At 68.8% G+C, this 14,739-nt stretch carries 12 protein-coding genes; 7 read left to right on the forward strand and 5 right to left on the reverse strand.

Going from position 1 to position 14,739, the window contains the following annotated elements:
• Positions 1-16 precede the first annotated feature (16 nt).
• The 7 genes from dhaK to CQ040_RS12835 all read left to right on the forward strand — a co-directional run bounded on the left by dhaK (position 17) and on the right by CQ040_RS12835 (position 8,223).
• Positions 17-1,009, forward strand: a complete 993-nt coding sequence (gene dhaK / locus CQ040_RS12805) for a dihydroxyacetone kinase subunit DhaK (RefSeq protein ID WP_105526754.1) — start codon at positions 17-19, stop codon at positions 1,007-1,009.
• A complete protein-coding gene (gene dhaL / locus CQ040_RS12810; protein WP_105526755.1) occupies positions 1,009-1,650 on the forward strand; it encodes a dihydroxyacetone kinase subunit DhaL in 642 nt (213 codons plus the stop codon). Before dhaK ends, dhaL begins: the two co-directional genes overlap by 1 nt.
• Positions 1,650-4,142, forward strand: coding sequence for a phosphoenolpyruvate--protein phosphotransferase (ptsP, locus tag CQ040_RS12815; protein WP_105526756.1), 2,493 nt, complete (start codon positions 1,650-1,652; stop codon positions 4,140-4,142). The genes dhaL and ptsP overlap by 1 nt, the downstream gene beginning before the upstream one ends.
• 152 nt (positions 4,143-4,294) lie before the next feature.
• Positions 4,295-5,581: a sensor domain-containing protein gene (locus CQ040_RS12820; RefSeq protein ID WP_105526757.1), complete on the forward strand. Its 1,287-nt coding sequence runs from the start codon at positions 4,295-4,297 to the stop codon at positions 5,579-5,581.
• Positions 5,582-5,717: 136 nt separating this feature from the next.
• Positions 5,718-6,146: a hydroxyphenylacetyl-CoA thioesterase PaaI gene (paaI, locus tag CQ040_RS12825; protein ID WP_105526758.1), complete on the forward strand. Its 429-nt coding sequence runs from the start codon at positions 5,718-5,720 to the stop codon at positions 6,144-6,146.
• A 21-nt stretch (positions 6,147-6,167) separates the two neighbouring features.
• A complete protein-coding gene (paaK, locus tag CQ040_RS12830; RefSeq protein WP_105526759.1) occupies positions 6,168-7,493 on the forward strand; it encodes a phenylacetate--CoA ligase PaaK in 1,326 nt (441 codons plus the stop codon).
• 88 nt (positions 7,494-7,581) lie between these two features.
• Entirely contained in the window at positions 7,582-8,223 is a 642-nt protein-coding gene (locus CQ040_RS12835) for a TetR/AcrR family transcriptional regulator (RefSeq protein WP_105526760.1), read from the forward strand.
• A gap of 21 nt (positions 8,224-8,244) precedes the next feature.
• On the opposite strand, the gene paaZ is transcribed toward CQ040_RS12835, so the two are convergent.
• From paaZ to CQ040_RS12860, 5 genes are all read right to left on the reverse strand, one after another.
• Positions 8,245-10,326, reverse strand: a complete 2,082-nt coding sequence (gene paaZ / locus CQ040_RS12840) for a phenylacetic acid degradation bifunctional protein PaaZ (RefSeq protein WP_105526841.1) — start codon at positions 10,324-10,326, stop codon at positions 8,245-8,247.
• A 41-nt stretch (positions 10,327-10,367) separates the two neighbouring features.
• Positions 10,368-11,237 (reverse strand): 3-hydroxyacyl-CoA dehydrogenase family protein, encoded by an 870-nt coding sequence (locus CQ040_RS12845; protein WP_105526761.1) that lies wholly within the window; start codon positions 11,235-11,237, stop codon positions 10,368-10,370.
• Positions 11,234-11,989 (reverse strand): enoyl-CoA hydratase/isomerase family protein, encoded by a 756-nt coding sequence (locus CQ040_RS12850; protein WP_105526762.1) that lies wholly within the window; start codon positions 11,987-11,989, stop codon positions 11,234-11,236. The genes CQ040_RS12845 and CQ040_RS12850 overlap by 4 nt, the downstream gene beginning before the upstream one ends.
• Positions 11,989-13,194, reverse strand: a complete 1,206-nt coding sequence (locus CQ040_RS12855; protein WP_105526763.1) for an acetyl-CoA C-acyltransferase — start codon at positions 13,192-13,194, stop codon at positions 11,989-11,991. The genes CQ040_RS12850 and CQ040_RS12855 overlap by 1 nt, the downstream gene beginning before the upstream one ends.
• Positions 13,195-13,327: 133 nt before the next feature.
• The gene (locus CQ040_RS12860) at positions 13,328-14,647 is read right to left on the reverse strand and encodes an MFS transporter (RefSeq protein WP_105526764.1); all 1,320 of its coding nucleotides are present in this window, start codon (positions 14,645-14,647) and stop codon (positions 13,328-13,330) included.
• Positions 14,648-14,739 lie beyond the last annotated feature (92 nt).

Raw genomic sequence — 14,739 nt, forward strand, 5'->3', positions numbered from 1 at the left:
CAAAGGAGATCGAACGATGAAGAAGCTCATCAACGCCCCTGAGGACGTTCTCGTCGAATCGCTGAGGGGCGTGGCGCTCGCTCATCCCGAGCTCTCCGTCGACCTCGAGAACCACGTCATCACGCGTGCCACACCCAAGGCGCAGGGCAAGGTCGCGATCCTCTCCGGTGGCGGCTCCGGCCATGAGCCTCTGCACGGCGGCTTCGTCGGAACCGGGATGCTCGACGCCGCGGTCGCCGGCGAGGTCTTCACCTCCCCGACACCCGACCGCGTGCAGGTCGCCACGAAGGCCGTGGACCGCGGGGCCGGCGTGCTCCACATCGTCAAGAACTACACCGGCGACGTCCTGAACTTCGAGATGGCTGCCGAACTCGCCGCCATGGAGGGAATCGAGGTCGGCAGCATCACCGTAGACGACGATGTCGCCGTGCAGGACTCGCTCTACACAGCGGGACGCCGCGGCGTGGGCCTCACCGTTCTGCTCGAGAAGATCGTCGGCGCGGCCGCGGAGGAGGGACGCGACCTCGCCGCCGTCGTCGAACTCGCCAAGAAGGTGAATGGGCAGGGCCGCTCGATGGGCATGGCTCTCACCAGTTGCACAGTGCCGGCGGCGGGCAAGCCCACGTTCGACCTTCCGGACGACCAGATGGAGATCGGCATCGGCATCCACGGCGAACCGGGGCGTCACCGTGAACCCCTCGCTCCCGCCTCAGAGATCGCCAGGCAACTGGTCGAGCCGATCCTCGCCGACATCGATGCCGCAGGACCCGCGATCGTGATGCTGAACGGCATGGGGGCGACGCCGCTCATCGAGCTGTACCTCATGTACGGCGAGGTCGCGGCGATCCTGGAGAAGTCCGGAGTGCAGATCGCACGGAACCTGGTCGGCAACTACATCACCTCGCTCGACATGGCCGGGTGCTCGGTCACCCTGCTCAAGGCCGATGACGAGCTGTTGCGGTTGTGGGACGCCCCGGTGAACACGCCAGGTCTGCGGTGGGGCGCCTGATGGCCGCGGTCGACACCGTTGTCCTCGCCGACTGGGTGACTCGCTTCGGCACGGCCGTGACCGAGAAACGCGACTGGCTCACCGAACTCGACTCGGCCATCGGCGACGCCGACCATGGTGCGAACATGGCCCGGGGCATGAGCGCCGTCGGCGAGAAGCTCGCGGCCGGGACACCCGCCACGGTCGACGAGCTCCTGAAGACGGTCGGCATGACCCTGGTGAGCTCTGTCGGTGGAGCGAGCGGTCCTCTCTACGGCACGTTCTTCCTGCGGATGGGGATGGCAGCGGGCCCGGTGGCAGAGCTCGACGGCCCCGGTCTCGCCGCCGCACTGCGCGCCGGACTCGAGGGCATTGTGGCACGCGGCAAGGCGGAGGCCGGAGACAAGACGATGTTCGATGCGATGGCTCCTGCCGTGGACGCGATGGACACTGCGCTCGCCGGTGGTTCATCGGTCGCGGAGGCCGCCAGGGCCGCAGCGGACGCGGCTGCGGCCGGCCGCGACGCCACGCTGCCCCTGGTCGCCCGCAAGGGCAGAGCGAGCTATCTCGGGGAGCGAAGCGCCGGCCATCTCGATCCGGGAGCCGCGTCGACGGCCATCCTCTTCGACACGCTCGCTGCGACGATCGCGGACAGCGCCTGATGATCGGCATCGTCGCCGTCTCCCACAGCGCACGGCTCGGGGAGGCGGCGCTGGAACTCGCCCTGCAGATGGTCCAGGGCGGGGGAGCGCACGTCCTGGTCGCGGCCGGTGCCGGCGTCGACAGCGATGGCGCACCGATCCTCGGTACGGACGCAGTGGCCGTGGCAGCCGCGATCGATGAGCTCGCCGCAGACTGCGACGGCGTGCTGGTCCTCATGGATCTCGGGTCGGCCGTACTCAGCGCCGAGCTCGCGCTCGAGCTGCGCGCGAGCGACGTGCCTGTGCGACTGGCTCCTGCGCCGTTCGTCGAGGGATTGCTCTCTGCGGTGGTGTCTGCCGCGGCCGGTGGCTCGCTCGACACGGTGGCCGCGGAGGCCGTGGCTGCACTCGGGGCGAAGACCGGGGCGCTCGGCGTCGAGGAGGAGCACGCAGCGGAGGCGACTGTCGCCCCGGGGACGGACGGCGACGTGCTGGTCCGTCGGGTGCGCGTGCGCAATCCACTCGGGATCCATGCGCGCCCAGCCGCCCTGATCGCCAAGGCCTCGGCAGGAGCAGACGTACGCCTGCGTCGCCTTCCCGACGGCCCCGATGCGGCAGCGGCGAGCCTGACGCGTCTCCTCGTCCTCGGCGCACGGCAGGGCGACGATCTGGAGCTGACTGCACGTGGTGACGACGCGGCGGAGGCGCTGGATCGTCTGGTCGCGCTGTTCGACGACGGATTCGGTGAGGGGACGGAACCGGCGGAACCCGCGCACGACACCGCACCGACCGCGATCGCTTCCTCGGCTGAGGTGCCGGCCTCCCCAGCGAAAACCGACCTGGCGCACGCGGTCACGCCCGGTTCCGTCCTTCGCGGGCGCGGAGTGAGTTCCGGTCGGGTCGCCGCACCCGTCGTCCACCTCGCGCCGCCGCTTCCCGAGCCCGACCCGGCCGTGGTCATCCCCGAAGCCGATCGGGATTCCGAGGTCTCCGCGATCGAGTGGGCATCCGTCGCCGTCGCCGATCAGCTCCGTTCGCGCACCGCGCAGGCGACGGGGGAGACCAGAGCCATCCTCGATGCCTCTCGCCTCCTGGCGTCCGATCCCGAGCTCGTATCCGAGGCCACGGCGCTCGTGCGGGCGAAGGGGCGCAGCGCCGCCCGCGCGGTCTGGGAGACGGCCGTCGTTCATGAGAAGGCCCTCGCCGCGTTGGGGGGCCGAATGGCCGAGCGCATCGCGGACATCCGCGATGTGCGCGACCGGATCATCGCCGAGATCCTCGAGGTCGACATGCCGGGAGTTCCCGAGCGCGACGAGTCCTTCGTGCTGGTCGCCACCGATCTCGCTCCGGCAGACACCGCGCTGCTCGCCGGCGGCGCATGTGTCGCGCTCGTCACGGTGCAGGGCGGACCGACCTCGCACACGGCCATCATCGCGCGCTCTCTCGGTCTGCCTGCGGTGGTCGGTCTCGCCGAAGCCGGAGCGATCCCTTCGGGAGCGATGGTGCTCGTCGACGGTGACCGCGGCACTGTCGAGGTCGAGCCTGCGCAGTCCCGTGTCGACGAAGCACACGCGTCGGCCGTCGTCGTCGACTTCGATGGCATCGGCGCCCTTGCCGACGGGCACAGCGTCCCCCTCCTCGCGAACGTCGGGGGAGCGGCAGACGCGACGAGCGCGGCCGCTGCCCACTCGGAGGGCGTCGGGCTCTTCCGCACAGAGTTCTGCTTCCTCGACCGCACCGACGCTCCGAGCATCGACGAGCAGATCGCCGCGTATCGCGGTGTGCTCGCCGCGTTCCCCGGGCGCAAGGTCGTCGTGCGCACGCTCGATGCGGGCAGTGACAAACCGCTGCCGTTCGCCAACTCCGACAGCGAGGACAACCCCGCCCTCGGCGTGCGCGGGCTGCGTATCGCCAGACGTCGGCCGCAGCTCCTCGATGATCAGCTGACCGCTCTCGCGCGGGCGGCTGCCGAAGAGCACGCGCAGGTCGAGGTGATGGCGCCGATGGTCGCGACCGTCGACGAGGCAAGAGGCTTCGCCGAACGGTGTCGGGCGGCGGGGCTGGACAGGGTCGGCATCATGATCGAGACGCCGTCGGCCGCTCTGCTCGCCGCCGAGCTGTTCGAGGTCGTCGACTTCGTGAGCCTCGGCACCAACGACCTCGCCCAGTACACGATGGCGGCTGACCGGCTGCTCAGCGAGCTGGGCGACCTCAACGATCCGTGGCAGCCCGCGGTGCTGCGACTCATCGCGGCCGTCGGCGATGCGGGTCGCGCTGCAGGCAAGCCGGTGGGGGTGTGCGGCGAGGCGGGTGGCGACCCCGAGCTCGCACCGGTTCTGGTCGGACTGGGGGTGACATCGCTGTCGATGGCTCCGCGCTCGCTCGGGCGAGTGGCCGCGAAGCTGAGTGAGCTGTCGTCGGACGATTGCCGAAGAGCTGCTGCTGCGGCGATCGGAGCGTCCTCCGCCGGGGCCGCCAGAACGGCGGCGTCGGCAGCGCTAGCCCGCGCCTGAAGGGCATCCGGCACTCCTATATGCGTGCAATGACATGTGTCTCATTCCATTCTGATATCGACATGTGGGCTCCCGAAGAGCCCCGCGTGCTTCGCACCTATGCTCGTCGCAAGGGGGCTTCGAGTACGGCGCCACGATGAATCGGAGGGCACATGTCCACACAGCGGTCATTTTCGCGAGGCGCGCTCGGGCTGTTCGCCGCCGGTGTCCTCGTCGCCCTGTCCGGGTGCACTCCTGCACCCCAGACCACACCGAAGCCGACCCCGTCGCCGGAGAGTTCGGCGCCGGCTCCCTACGACGGCCCGGCGGTATTCGTCGGAGACGAGCTCGACTGGTTCCTGCCGGATGCCGAAGAGATCTCGGGTCTGCTCCCCGACGTCGGGGAGGTCGCCGCGCCGACCCCGTCGCTCATTCAGGTCTCAGACGGAGGCGGGCCCGATCCCGTGCCGGCGATCTGCGGCGCATTCGCCTATGAGCCGTCCCTGAGATCGATCGGTGCCCGCTCGGTCACCTGGGCAAGCTCCCTCCCTGACGGACGGGACGGGTGGCTGCACGTCCTCCAGTTCGCCGATGAGGCTACGGCGCAGGCCCTGATGGATCAGTACGTCGGTGCCGCGCAGCAGTGCGCCGAGTTCACCTACGGCGGTCCTTCGACGTTCGAGTCGACGGTGCGGGAATCCGATGACGGAGTGAGGGCTGTCGCCGGCTCACTGGTCATCGACAACGGCTTCGGCGGCGGGAACAGCCTCTACCGGGGCTACGCCGCGGTCGGAAACGTCGTCGTGGACTTCTGGCAGCCGTTCTCGGGAGATGCCGCTTTCGACAGTGAGCAGGCCGCGGAGTTCCTCCGCGACCAAGCGTCCGACGCCAGGAAGAAGCTGGTCGAGGAGCTGACGGCGAATCCGCCGGAGCAGCCCGAGACCCCACCTGCGGCAGACCCGGCTGCGGCGTGGAGTACGTGGGAGGTGACCGACCGCGGTGTCGGTCCGATCCTTCTCGGCTCCGAGCTCGAAGACGCCATCGCGGTGGTGCCGGGAGCGAAGGTGATCAGGCCGGAGTGGGACGGCGGGCAGACGCGACTCGTCAGTCCGGACGGGGCTGCCTCTCTGCTGCTCTGGACGGGCGACGGGGGCACCGTCGTCGCCGCCGTCTCGGTCGGCTTCGCCAACGTTTCGGATGAGCCCCGCGAAGACCCTGCTGCGCTGCCAGCTGCGGGTGATGTACGGATCGGCGACACGGTTGCCGAGGCCATGAGCGCTTTTCCTGGGGGGACGTCGGTCAGGATCGTGTCGTCCGGCGAGTACTTCTACGACTGGACGACCCGGGAGGGCGCGGTGATCCGATTCCGTGTCGACCGTGACGCGATGGACCCTGCGGCCGTGATCACCGGAATCCTGACGGAAGACGCCACGCTGCGCCAGATTCCCGATTTCGGCTGAGTCCTCTTCGTCGGGCGGCATACCTCGGGGCCTCGACCCATCGACTCTTCCGACTAACTGAACGATCGGTCGGTTAGTATGGGCGGATCGGATGACGCGACTGCGGCATCCGACCCGCTCGACGAGGAGGTCGACGATGACAGAAGCGACGACGCAGACGACGGAGTCGGTGCGCCCGAATCGCGCCATGATGGAGCGCGACCGCGCATCGGCCGCACTGGGCCTCGTCGTCGAACGCGACGATCCAGGCCATGCGGTCGTGTCTATGCGAGTGCGCGACGACATGACGAACGGCTTCCACATCACCCACGGCGGATTCGTGTTCGCCCTGGCCGACACTGCTTTCGCGATCGCGTGCAACGAGGACGACCGGGTCACGGTGGCTGCCGGAGCGGACATCTCCTTCCTCAAGTCGACCGTCTCCGGCCAAACGCTCACGGCGACGGCCATCCGACGCTCGCGCACCGGCCGCTCCGGCATCTACGACGTGACGGTCATCGATGAGCTCGGCGACCCCGTCGCCGAGTTCCGCGGGCGCTCCCGCACCACCAACCAGACCTTCTGATCCCCACTCCCGGAGTATCCCGTGTCGACGACGACCGCAACAGCCTCCCGTGTCCGCCCTCCCGCAGCATCCGAGCTCGATGCCGAAGAACGCATGAGCCGCGATGAGATCGCCGCTCTCCAGCTCGAACGGCTTCAGCAGACCGTGCGCCATGCGTACGCGAACGTTCCCCTCTACACGCGCAAACTCGATGACGCCGGTGTGCGTCCGGAAGACATCCGCACCCTCGAGGATGTGCAGCTGCTGCCGTTCACGACCAAGGAGGACCTGCGCGAGACCTACCCGTTCGGGATGTTCGCGGTGCCCATGTCCGACGTCGCCCGTATCCACGCGTCGAGCGGCACCACCGGCCGCCCGACGGTCGTCGGCTATACCAGGGGCGACCTCGAACGTTGGGGGTCGCTGGTGGCGCGATCGCTGCGCGCGAGCGGGATCCGCCCCGGCATGAAGGTGCACAACGCCTACGGCTACGGGCTGTTCACGGGCGGGCTCGGCGCGCACGCGGGTATCGAAGCGCTCGGAGCGACCGTCATCCCGATGTCCGGCGGCCAGACCGCACGCCAGGTACAGCTCATCCTCGACTTCGAGCCTGATGCGATCCTCTGCACACCGAGCTATCTGCTCACGATCGCCGACGCGATGGCGGCGCAGGGGGTCGACCCGCGCTCCACCTCATTGAAGGTCGCGGTGCTGGGTGCCGAGCCGTGGTCGAACGAGATGCGGCACGAGCTCGAACAGCGCCTCGGAATCGACGCCCTCGACATCTACGGACTCAGCGAGGTCATGGGACCTGGCGTGGGCAACGAATGCCTCGAGACGAAGGATGGACCACATCTGTGGGAGGACCACTTCCTGCCGGAGGTCATCGACGGCGAGAGCGGGGCGGTGCTTCCCGACGGCGAACTCGGCGAACTCGTCTTCACCTCCCTCACCAAAGAGGCGTTCCCCGTGATCCGCTATCGCACCCGCGACCTCACCCGGCTGCTTCCGGGGACCGCGCGCCCGGGCATGCGGCGGATGGAGAAGATCACCGGCCGCAACGACGACATGATCATCCTGCGCGGGGTGAACCTGTTCCCCACGCAGATCGAGGAGCTGGTCCTGGGGATCGAGCAACTGACTCCGCACTTCATCCTCGAACTGTCGAAGGACGCACGGATGGACACGCTGAAAGTGCGGATCGAACGCCACCCCGACCTGTCTGTCGAGACCTGCCTGAGTGCCGCGGAGGTGCTCGCGCAGCGCATCAAGATCTTCGTGGGATCGACGGTCGCCGTGCAGCTGGAGGAGCCGGGGACGCTGCCCCGGAGCGAGGGGAAGTACAAGCGCGTGTACGACCTGCGATGACGATGAGCGACCCCCGGGGCCACACCGCATTCGCCTCGCGGTCTGCGCTCCGGGCCGCGCGCGTCATCGGATGCGAGACTGTGGGGTGATGTCCGAGATGCAGAGCACACGACGAGGCCGCCCCGGTTACGACCAGCAGGGGATCCTCGGGGTCGCCGTCGCCGCCTTCAACGAGTACGGGTACGACGCCACATCCATCGGCATGCTCGCCGAGCGGCTCGGGCTGTCGAAGTCGGCCATCTACCATCACTTCGGTTCGAAAGACGAGATCCTCGACCTCGCGCTCGACGCGGCACTGAGCGGTCTGGAGGCCGTGGTGGAGGATCCGCTTCCCGAGTCGGGCGACAGGGCGGAGGCATCGAGCGCGGTCGACCGGCTCGAGCTCGTGCTGCGCGGCGCCGTCCGGGTGCTCGTGGAACAGTTGCCGGCCGTGACGCTGCTTCTGCGTGTGCGAGGTAACACCGACGTGGAGCGCAAGGCACTGATCCGCCGTCGGGCGTTCGACCGTCGGATCACCGCGCTGGTGTCGGAGGCGCAGAGCGAGGGTGCGCTGCGAGCCGACATCGACGCGAGCGTGGTCGCCCGTCTCGTGTTCGGGATGATCAACTCGATCGTCGAGTGGTACCGGCCAGGCGGGCGTGAGGGCGCTGGCCGTCTCGCCGACGATGTGGTCGCGATCGCTCTCGACGGGCTGCGCACGAACGACGAGGCCGGAGCCGCGGCCGTCTGACCGGGGCTCCAGCGCCCGCCGCTATGCCGCCGCCTGTTCCTTCGCGACCAGCGTGAGCACGTCGTATGTGGCCACGATGTCGTCATGCTGGTTCTTCAGCACGGCATCCCATCGCACCTCTCCGTATTCGTCGGTCTCTCGCGGAGTGATCTGCTTCGCGGTGAGCTCGACGCGGATGTCGTCGCCCGGGGAGACCGGAGTCACGAACCGCAGGTTCTCCAGCCCCGAGTTCGCGAGCACGGGCCCGGGCGCCGGGTCGACGAAGAGCCCCGCAGCCCACGACACCAGCAGGTATCCGTGCGCGACGCGTCCGGGGAAGAACGGGTTCGCGGAGGCTGCCGTCTCATCCATGTGCGCGTAGAAGGTGTCGCCGGTGAACGCCGCGAACGTCTCGATGTCGTCGAGCGTGACGGTGCGGGAGCCGCTGGCCACCTGATCGCCCACGTGGAGCTCGGCCAGCGACTTGCGGAAGGGATGCACGCCGCCGTTCTGCTCGTACGGACGCGAGGCCGCACCCTGATGCCAGACACCGGTGAGGGCGGTCATCATCTCCGGGGAACCCTGCACGGCTGTGCGCTGCATGTGGTGCAGCACCGCGCGGATGCCGCCGAGCTCCTCGCCTCCGCCCGCACGGCCGGGACCACCGTGCACGAGGTTCGGAAGCGGGGAGCCGTGCCCGGTCGAGCTGCGGGCGTCGTCGCGGTCGAGGAAGAGCACGCGGCCGTTGTACGCGGCCATGCCGGTGGCGAGGGCGACGGCGACCTCGGGGTCGTGCGTGGCCACGCTCGTCACGAGCGACCCTCCGCCCCGGGCGACGAGCGCACTCGCCTCGTCGAGCGTGCGATAGCCGACGATGCTCGACACCGGGCCGAATGCCTCGATCTCGTTCACGGCCGCGCTCTCCGCGTCGTCGAAGCGCAGCAGCATCGGCGCCACGAACGCGCCATCGGGGGCGGGCCCTTCGCTGCCGTCGCTGTGACGCACGGTCGGGGCATCCGTCGTGCCGATCACGAGCTCTCCGCCGCCGGCCTGCAGGCGGTCGACCTGGCGCAGCACCTCTCCGCGCTGCGCGATCGAGGCGAGCGGGCCCATCGTGACGCCTTCGGCGCGTGGGTCGCCGAGGACCACGCGCGTCGACAGTCGCTCGCGGACCGCGGTGATGACGTCGTCGATGGCATCCGTCGGCACGATCGCCCGACGGATGGCCGTGCACTTCTGACCGGCCTTGGTCGTCATCTCGGCGACGAGCTGCTTGACGTACGCGTCGAACTCGGGTGTGCCGGCCACGGCATCCGTCCCGAGAACCGAGGCGTTGATGGAGTCGGTCTCGCTCGTGAAGCGCACGCCTCCCGTCTGCACCGAGTCATGAGAGCGCAGGTGCTCGGCGGTGGACGCCGAACCGGTGAAGGCGACGAGGTCTCCGAGCCGCAGCTCGTCGAAGAGCCCGGGCACACTGCCGGAGACGAGCTGCAGCGAGCCGTCGGGGAGGAGGCCTGATTCGACCATCACGCGCACCATGGCCTCGGCGAGATATCCGGTCGGGGTGGCGGGCTTGACCACGGTCGGCACGCCGGCGAGGAACGCGGGGGCGAACTTCTCGAGCGACCCCCACACCGGGAAGTTGAAGGCGTTGATCTGCACCGCGACGCCGCGGAGCCGGGTGTAGATGTGGCGGCCGAGGAAGGAGCCGTCCTTGGAGAGGTTCTCGACGCCTCCGTCGACGTACACCTTCGCGTTGGGCAGCTCGCGCCGGCCCTTGCTGGAGTATGCGAACAGCACGCCGATCCCGCCGTCGATGTCCACCCAGGAGTCCTGTGCGGTGGCGCCGGTGCGGCTGGAGAGCTCGTACAGCTCGGCCTTGCGCGCGGTGAGGGCGAGGGCGAGCTGCTTGAGCCGGACAGCGCGCTGATGGAAGGTGAGCTCTCCCAGCGATGCCTGACCGACGGTGCGGGCGTGATCCAGCGCGGCGCCCAGGTCGAGCCCGTCGGTCGAGACGCGGGCCACGACCTCGCCCGTCGATGCATCGCGGACGTCGGTGGCCGGCGCGTCGGACGACGGCGTCCACCACGCTCCCTCGACGTAGCTGGGGAGGATCTCGGTCATCTGCGTTCCTTTCACGAGTGTTCCTTTCATGAGGGTTCCCTTCATGAGGCGTCCCATTCGTAGAAACCGCGTCCGCTCTTGCGGCCGAGGTCGCCCTCGGCGACGAGGCGGCGCAGCAGGGCCGGAGGTTCGAAGCGTGCGCCCAGATGGGCAGCAAGGTACTCGGCGATGCCGAGCCGCACGTCGAGCCCGACGATGTCGGTGAGCCGGAGCGGGCCGACCGGGTGCTTGTATCCGAGCGTCATCGCGGCGTCGATGTCTTCGGCGGAGGCGACGCCCTCCTCGAGCATGCGGATCGCCTCGAGCCCGATCGCGACACCGAGGCGCGACGACGCGAATCCGGGGGCGTCTGCCACGACGATCGGTGTCTTGCCCAGCGCCGAGACCCATCCGCGCGCGGAGTCGACGAGCGAGGGAGCAGTGCTCGCACCCCGCACGATCTCGACGAGCGTGGAGGCGGGCACGGGGTTGAAGAAGTGCATGCCGACGAAGCGCGACGGATCGTCGAGCACCGCGGCCAGCTCATCGATCGAGATGGAGGAGGTGTTCGAGGCGATCGCTGCCTCAGGGGCGATGTGCTCTTCCACGCGTCGGAGCGCATCTACCTTGAGGGCGAGGTCCTCCGGCACGGCCTCGACCACGAGCGCGCACGGGGCGAACAGTGCGGCATCCGTGCCCGTGGTGAGGCGTTCCCGATACTCCTCGACGGATTCGAGCGCCGTGCCTCGGGCGATCGAGGCATCGACCGATTCGAGCACGCGGGCGGCCGCCGCATCTGCCGCGTCGGTGTCGCGTTCGACGACGGCGACCCGGGCTCCTGCGAGCAGGAAGGCGTGTGCGATGCCGGCGCCCATGCGTCCACCGCCGAGCACCCCGACCTGTCCGGGGGCGTGGAAACTGCTCTCGGTCATCGGTCTCTCCGCTCCAGGAAGTCGGTCATCCGCCGGAACTTCTCCGGGCTCTCGAACAGCTCGGCCTGAGCTTCCAGATCGACGGCGGGGTGGCGATCGCGAGGTGCGCGGAACACGCGCTTGGTGGCGATGGTGGCTGCTCGGTCGTTTCGGGCGATGCGATCGACGATGGCGTGCGCGGCCGGCAGCAGCTCGGCGACGTCGTGGATCGCCGATACGAGCCCGATGCGCAGCGCTTCATCGGCCTTCACGGTGCGACCGGTGAGCAGCAGCTCGATCGCCCTGGCGTCGCCGATGATCTCCTTCAGGCGCCATCCGGCCCCGGCCGCGGCGAGGATGCCCAGCCCGGTCTCGGGGTTGCCGATGGCGAGCGTCGGCGTGGCGATGCGGATGTCCGCGGAGTAGGCGAGTTCGGCTCCTCCGCCGAGGGCATAGCCGTCGATCGCGGCGATGACCGGCATCGGCAACTCGGCCAGTCGGATGAACGCATGGGCGTTGATCCCACGCAGCGCGTCGGCGGCACGTCGCTCGCGCAGCTCGGCGATGTCGGCGCCCGCCGCGAAGACGCCGTCGGCGCCGGTGAGGATCAGTGGGCGCGGTATGGCCTCGAGCTCGGCGCACAGCACGTGCAGCGCATCGATCGTGGCCTGGTCGATCGCGTTGCGCTTGTGCGGACGATTGAGCGTCGCGACCACGCGGTCGTCGTGTCTTTCGATGAGGAGGGGCTCGTCGCCGAGGAGTCTTTCGGACATCACACCTTCTCCACGATCAGGGCCGCGCCCTGTCCGACGCCGACGCACATGGTGGCGAGGCCGTATCGAGAACCCTCGCGCTCCATGCGTCCGAGGAGAGTGACCAGCAGACGGGAACCGGAGGAGCCGAGCGGGTGGCCGAGGGCGATGGCTCCGCCGTCGGCGTTCACGCGCGACTCGTCGAGGTCGAGTCTTCTGATGCAGGCGATGGACTGCGTGGCGAACGCCTCGTTGAGCTCGATCGAGCCGATGTCATCGATGGAGAGCCCGGCCCGACGCAGCGCTTTCTGCGTCGCTGGAACCGGGCCGAGGCCCATGACCTCGGGAGCCAGGCCCGCACTGGTACCAGCCACGATGCGTGCCCGCGGCACCAGCCCGTAGCGCTCGACCGCTTCCGCGCTCGCCACGATGATCGCGGAGGCGCCGTCGTTGAGTGCACTGGAGTTGCCTGCCGTGACGACCTGACCGCCGGCCACGACGGGCCGCAGTCGTGCGAGGCCTTCGAGAGTCGTCTCCGGCCGCGGGCCCTCATCGATGAGGACCTCGCCGCCTGGGTTGACGGTTGTATTGACGGGGACGCCGACGATCTCCGCATCGAAGCGCCCACCGGCGATCGCCGACGCGGCGCGCTGCTGTGATCTCACGGCGAACGCATCCGCCTCGTCACGGCTGATGCCGTCGATGCGGGCGACCTCCTCCGCCGTCTCCGGCATCGTGAACGTCGCCTTCTCGCGCGCCGAAAGGCGCGGGTTCGGGAATCGCCAGCCGATCGAGGTGTCGAACGCGGCGCCGGGCTTCGCCCAGGCCTTCTCAGGTTTGGCCTGCACCCAGGGGGCGCGCGTCATCGACTCCACCCCTCCGGCGATGATGATGTCGGCGTCACCGGCGCGGATCGCCTGCGCCGCCATCGTGACGGCAGACATCCCCGATGCGCACAGCCGATTGACCGTGATGCCCGGGACGCTGTCGGGCAGGCCCGCGAGCAGTACGGCCATCCTGGCGACGTTGCGATTGTCCTCGCCGGCCTGGTTGGCCGCGCCCAGGATGACCTCGTCGATCTCCGCCTGCAGCGGATCGATTCCCGCACGCCGCACGGCTTCGCGAACGACGATCGATGCGAGGTCATCCGGGCGCACGGAGGCGAGGGCGCCGCCATAGCGTCCGACCGGGGTGCGTACGCCTCCGACGAGGTAAGCCTCGGTCATGCGGAACTCCTGACTGCATCGTCTCGACGGTTTCCCGTTGTCCGGACGATCGATCCCGAATTACTGACCGATCGTCCGGTAATTATGTCACAGACGTGGGTGTGGCTGCGATCCCGGGGCGCTGATCTATTCCTCACGTGAGCAGGTCGACGCCCTTCGTCTCCTTGACGAGGGAGACCCCGATGAGTGAGATCACGGCGGCCACGGCGATGTAGACGCCGATCGTCCAGGCCGCGTGGAACTGATTCATCAGGGCCTCGGCGATCATCGGCGCGAACGCTCCGCCGAGGATCGCGCCGAGGGCGTATCCGATCGAGACACCCGAATAACGCACGTTCGCGGGGAACATCTCCGCGTAGAGGGCAGCCTGGGGGCCGTAGGAGAGCCCGAGCGCGAACGTCATCACGAACAGTGCCACGAAGTACCAGAGGATGTTCGCGGTGTCGATCAGGAACCACATCGGCACCGCCCAGAGCGCGAGCGCGACGTAGCCGATCTGGAACGTGCGGATGCGGCCGAGTCGATCGGAGAGATGTCCGCCCCAGAGGGTGAAGATGAGCCAGCCGAACGAGGCGAGTGTCGTCGCCAGCAGCACCGGCGGACGCTCCATGCCCAGCGTCGTGACGGCGTAGGTCGCGAAGAACGCGATGAGCAGGTATCCCGCCGCGTTGTTCGCGATGAAGATGATGGCGGTCAGGACGACCTGCTTGGTGTTCTGGCGGAACAGGCGGGTCAGTGGCGCGGAGGCCTCTTTGCGACGGCGGCGCAGATCCTCGAAGACCGGGCTCTCGTCGACGGCACGGCGGATCACGTAGCCGACTGCGATGAGCACGATCGAGAACAGGAACGGGATGCGCCAGCCCCACTCGAGGAAGGCCTCAGGCGACATCGAGCTGGTGAGCACCCACAGTGTCGATGTGGCGAGGATCATGCCGACGGGGACGCCGATCTGCGGGAACGCCCCGAAGAGTCCTCGTCGGTTGCTCGGTGCATGCTCGACCGCCATCAGCGCGGCTCCGCCCCACTCTCCGCCGGCGGAGAACCCCTGCACGATGCGGAGCAGGATGAGGAGGATGGGCGCCGCGACGCCGATCGCCGCATACGTCGGCAGGAGGCCGATCAGCGACGTGGACAGCCCCATCATGATGAGCGTGAGAACGAGCATCTTCTTGCGCCCGAGCTTGTCGCCGAGATGCCCGGCGACGATCGCGCCGAGTGGGCGGAAGAGGAAGGAGATGCCGATCGTCGCGAACGACAGCACCTGGGCGAAGCCCGGACTCTCTTCGGCGATCGGGGCCAGGAACAGCGGTGCGAGCACCAATCCTGCAGCCTGGGCGTAGATGAAGAAGTCGTACCACTCGATCGAGGTGCCGACGAGGGTGCCGGCGAGCACGCGCCGTTCTTCGGCGGGCATCCGTGCGGTCGGGGTGCGGTCAGAGACTGCTGACGTCATTGCGAACTCCGTTGTTCTGCGATACCGAGGGGGAGAGGGCGGTGAAGCGCTCCGGGTCATTCATGACCGAATGGTCGGTCAGTAATTGCCGA

The organism is Microbacterium sp. MYb54, from assembly GCF_002979515.1.
Classification (GTDB): Bacteria; Actinomycetota; Actinomycetes; order Actinomycetales; family Microbacteriaceae; genus Microbacterium.

Excerpts from the sequence above, each read along its gene's own strand:
- dhaK (WP_105526754.1), top strand. The coding sequence starts at position 17 with ATGAAGAAGCTCATCAACGCCCCTGAGGACGTTCTCGTCGAATCGCTG.
- dhaL (WP_105526755.1), top strand. The coding sequence starts at position 1,009 with ATGGCCGCGGTCGACACCGTTGTCCTCGCCGACTGGGTGACTCGCTTC.
- ptsP (WP_105526756.1), top strand. The coding sequence starts at position 1,650 with ATGATCGGCATCGTCGCCGTCTCCCACAGCGCACGGCTCGGGGAGGCG.
- CQ040_RS12820 (WP_105526757.1), top strand. The coding sequence starts at position 4,295 with ATGTCCACACAGCGGTCATTTTCGCGAGGCGCGCTCGGGCTGTTCGCC.
- paaI (WP_105526758.1), top strand. The coding sequence starts at position 5,718 with ATGACAGAAGCGACGACGCAGACGACGGAGTCGGTGCGCCCGAATCGC.
- CQ040_RS12835 (WP_105526760.1), top strand. The coding sequence starts at position 7,582 with ATGTCCGAGATGCAGAGCACACGACGAGGCCGCCCCGGTTACGACCAG.
- paaZ (WP_105526841.1), bottom strand. The coding sequence starts at position 10,326 with ATGACCGAGATCCTCCCCAGCTACGTCGAGGGAGCGTGGTGGACGCCG.
- CQ040_RS12845 (WP_105526761.1), bottom strand. The coding sequence starts at position 11,237 with ATGACCGAGAGCAGTTTCCACGCCCCCGGACAGGTCGGGGTGCTCGGC.
- CQ040_RS12850 (WP_105526762.1), bottom strand. The coding sequence starts at position 11,989 with ATGTCCGAAAGACTCCTCGGCGACGAGCCCCTCCTCATCGAAAGACAC.
- CQ040_RS12855 (WP_105526763.1), bottom strand. The coding sequence starts at position 13,194 with ATGACCGAGGCTTACCTCGTCGGAGGCGTACGCACCCCGGTCGGACGC.
- CQ040_RS12860 (WP_105526764.1), bottom strand. The coding sequence starts at position 14,647 with ATGACGTCAGCAGTCTCTGACCGCACCCCGACCGCACGGATGCCCGCC.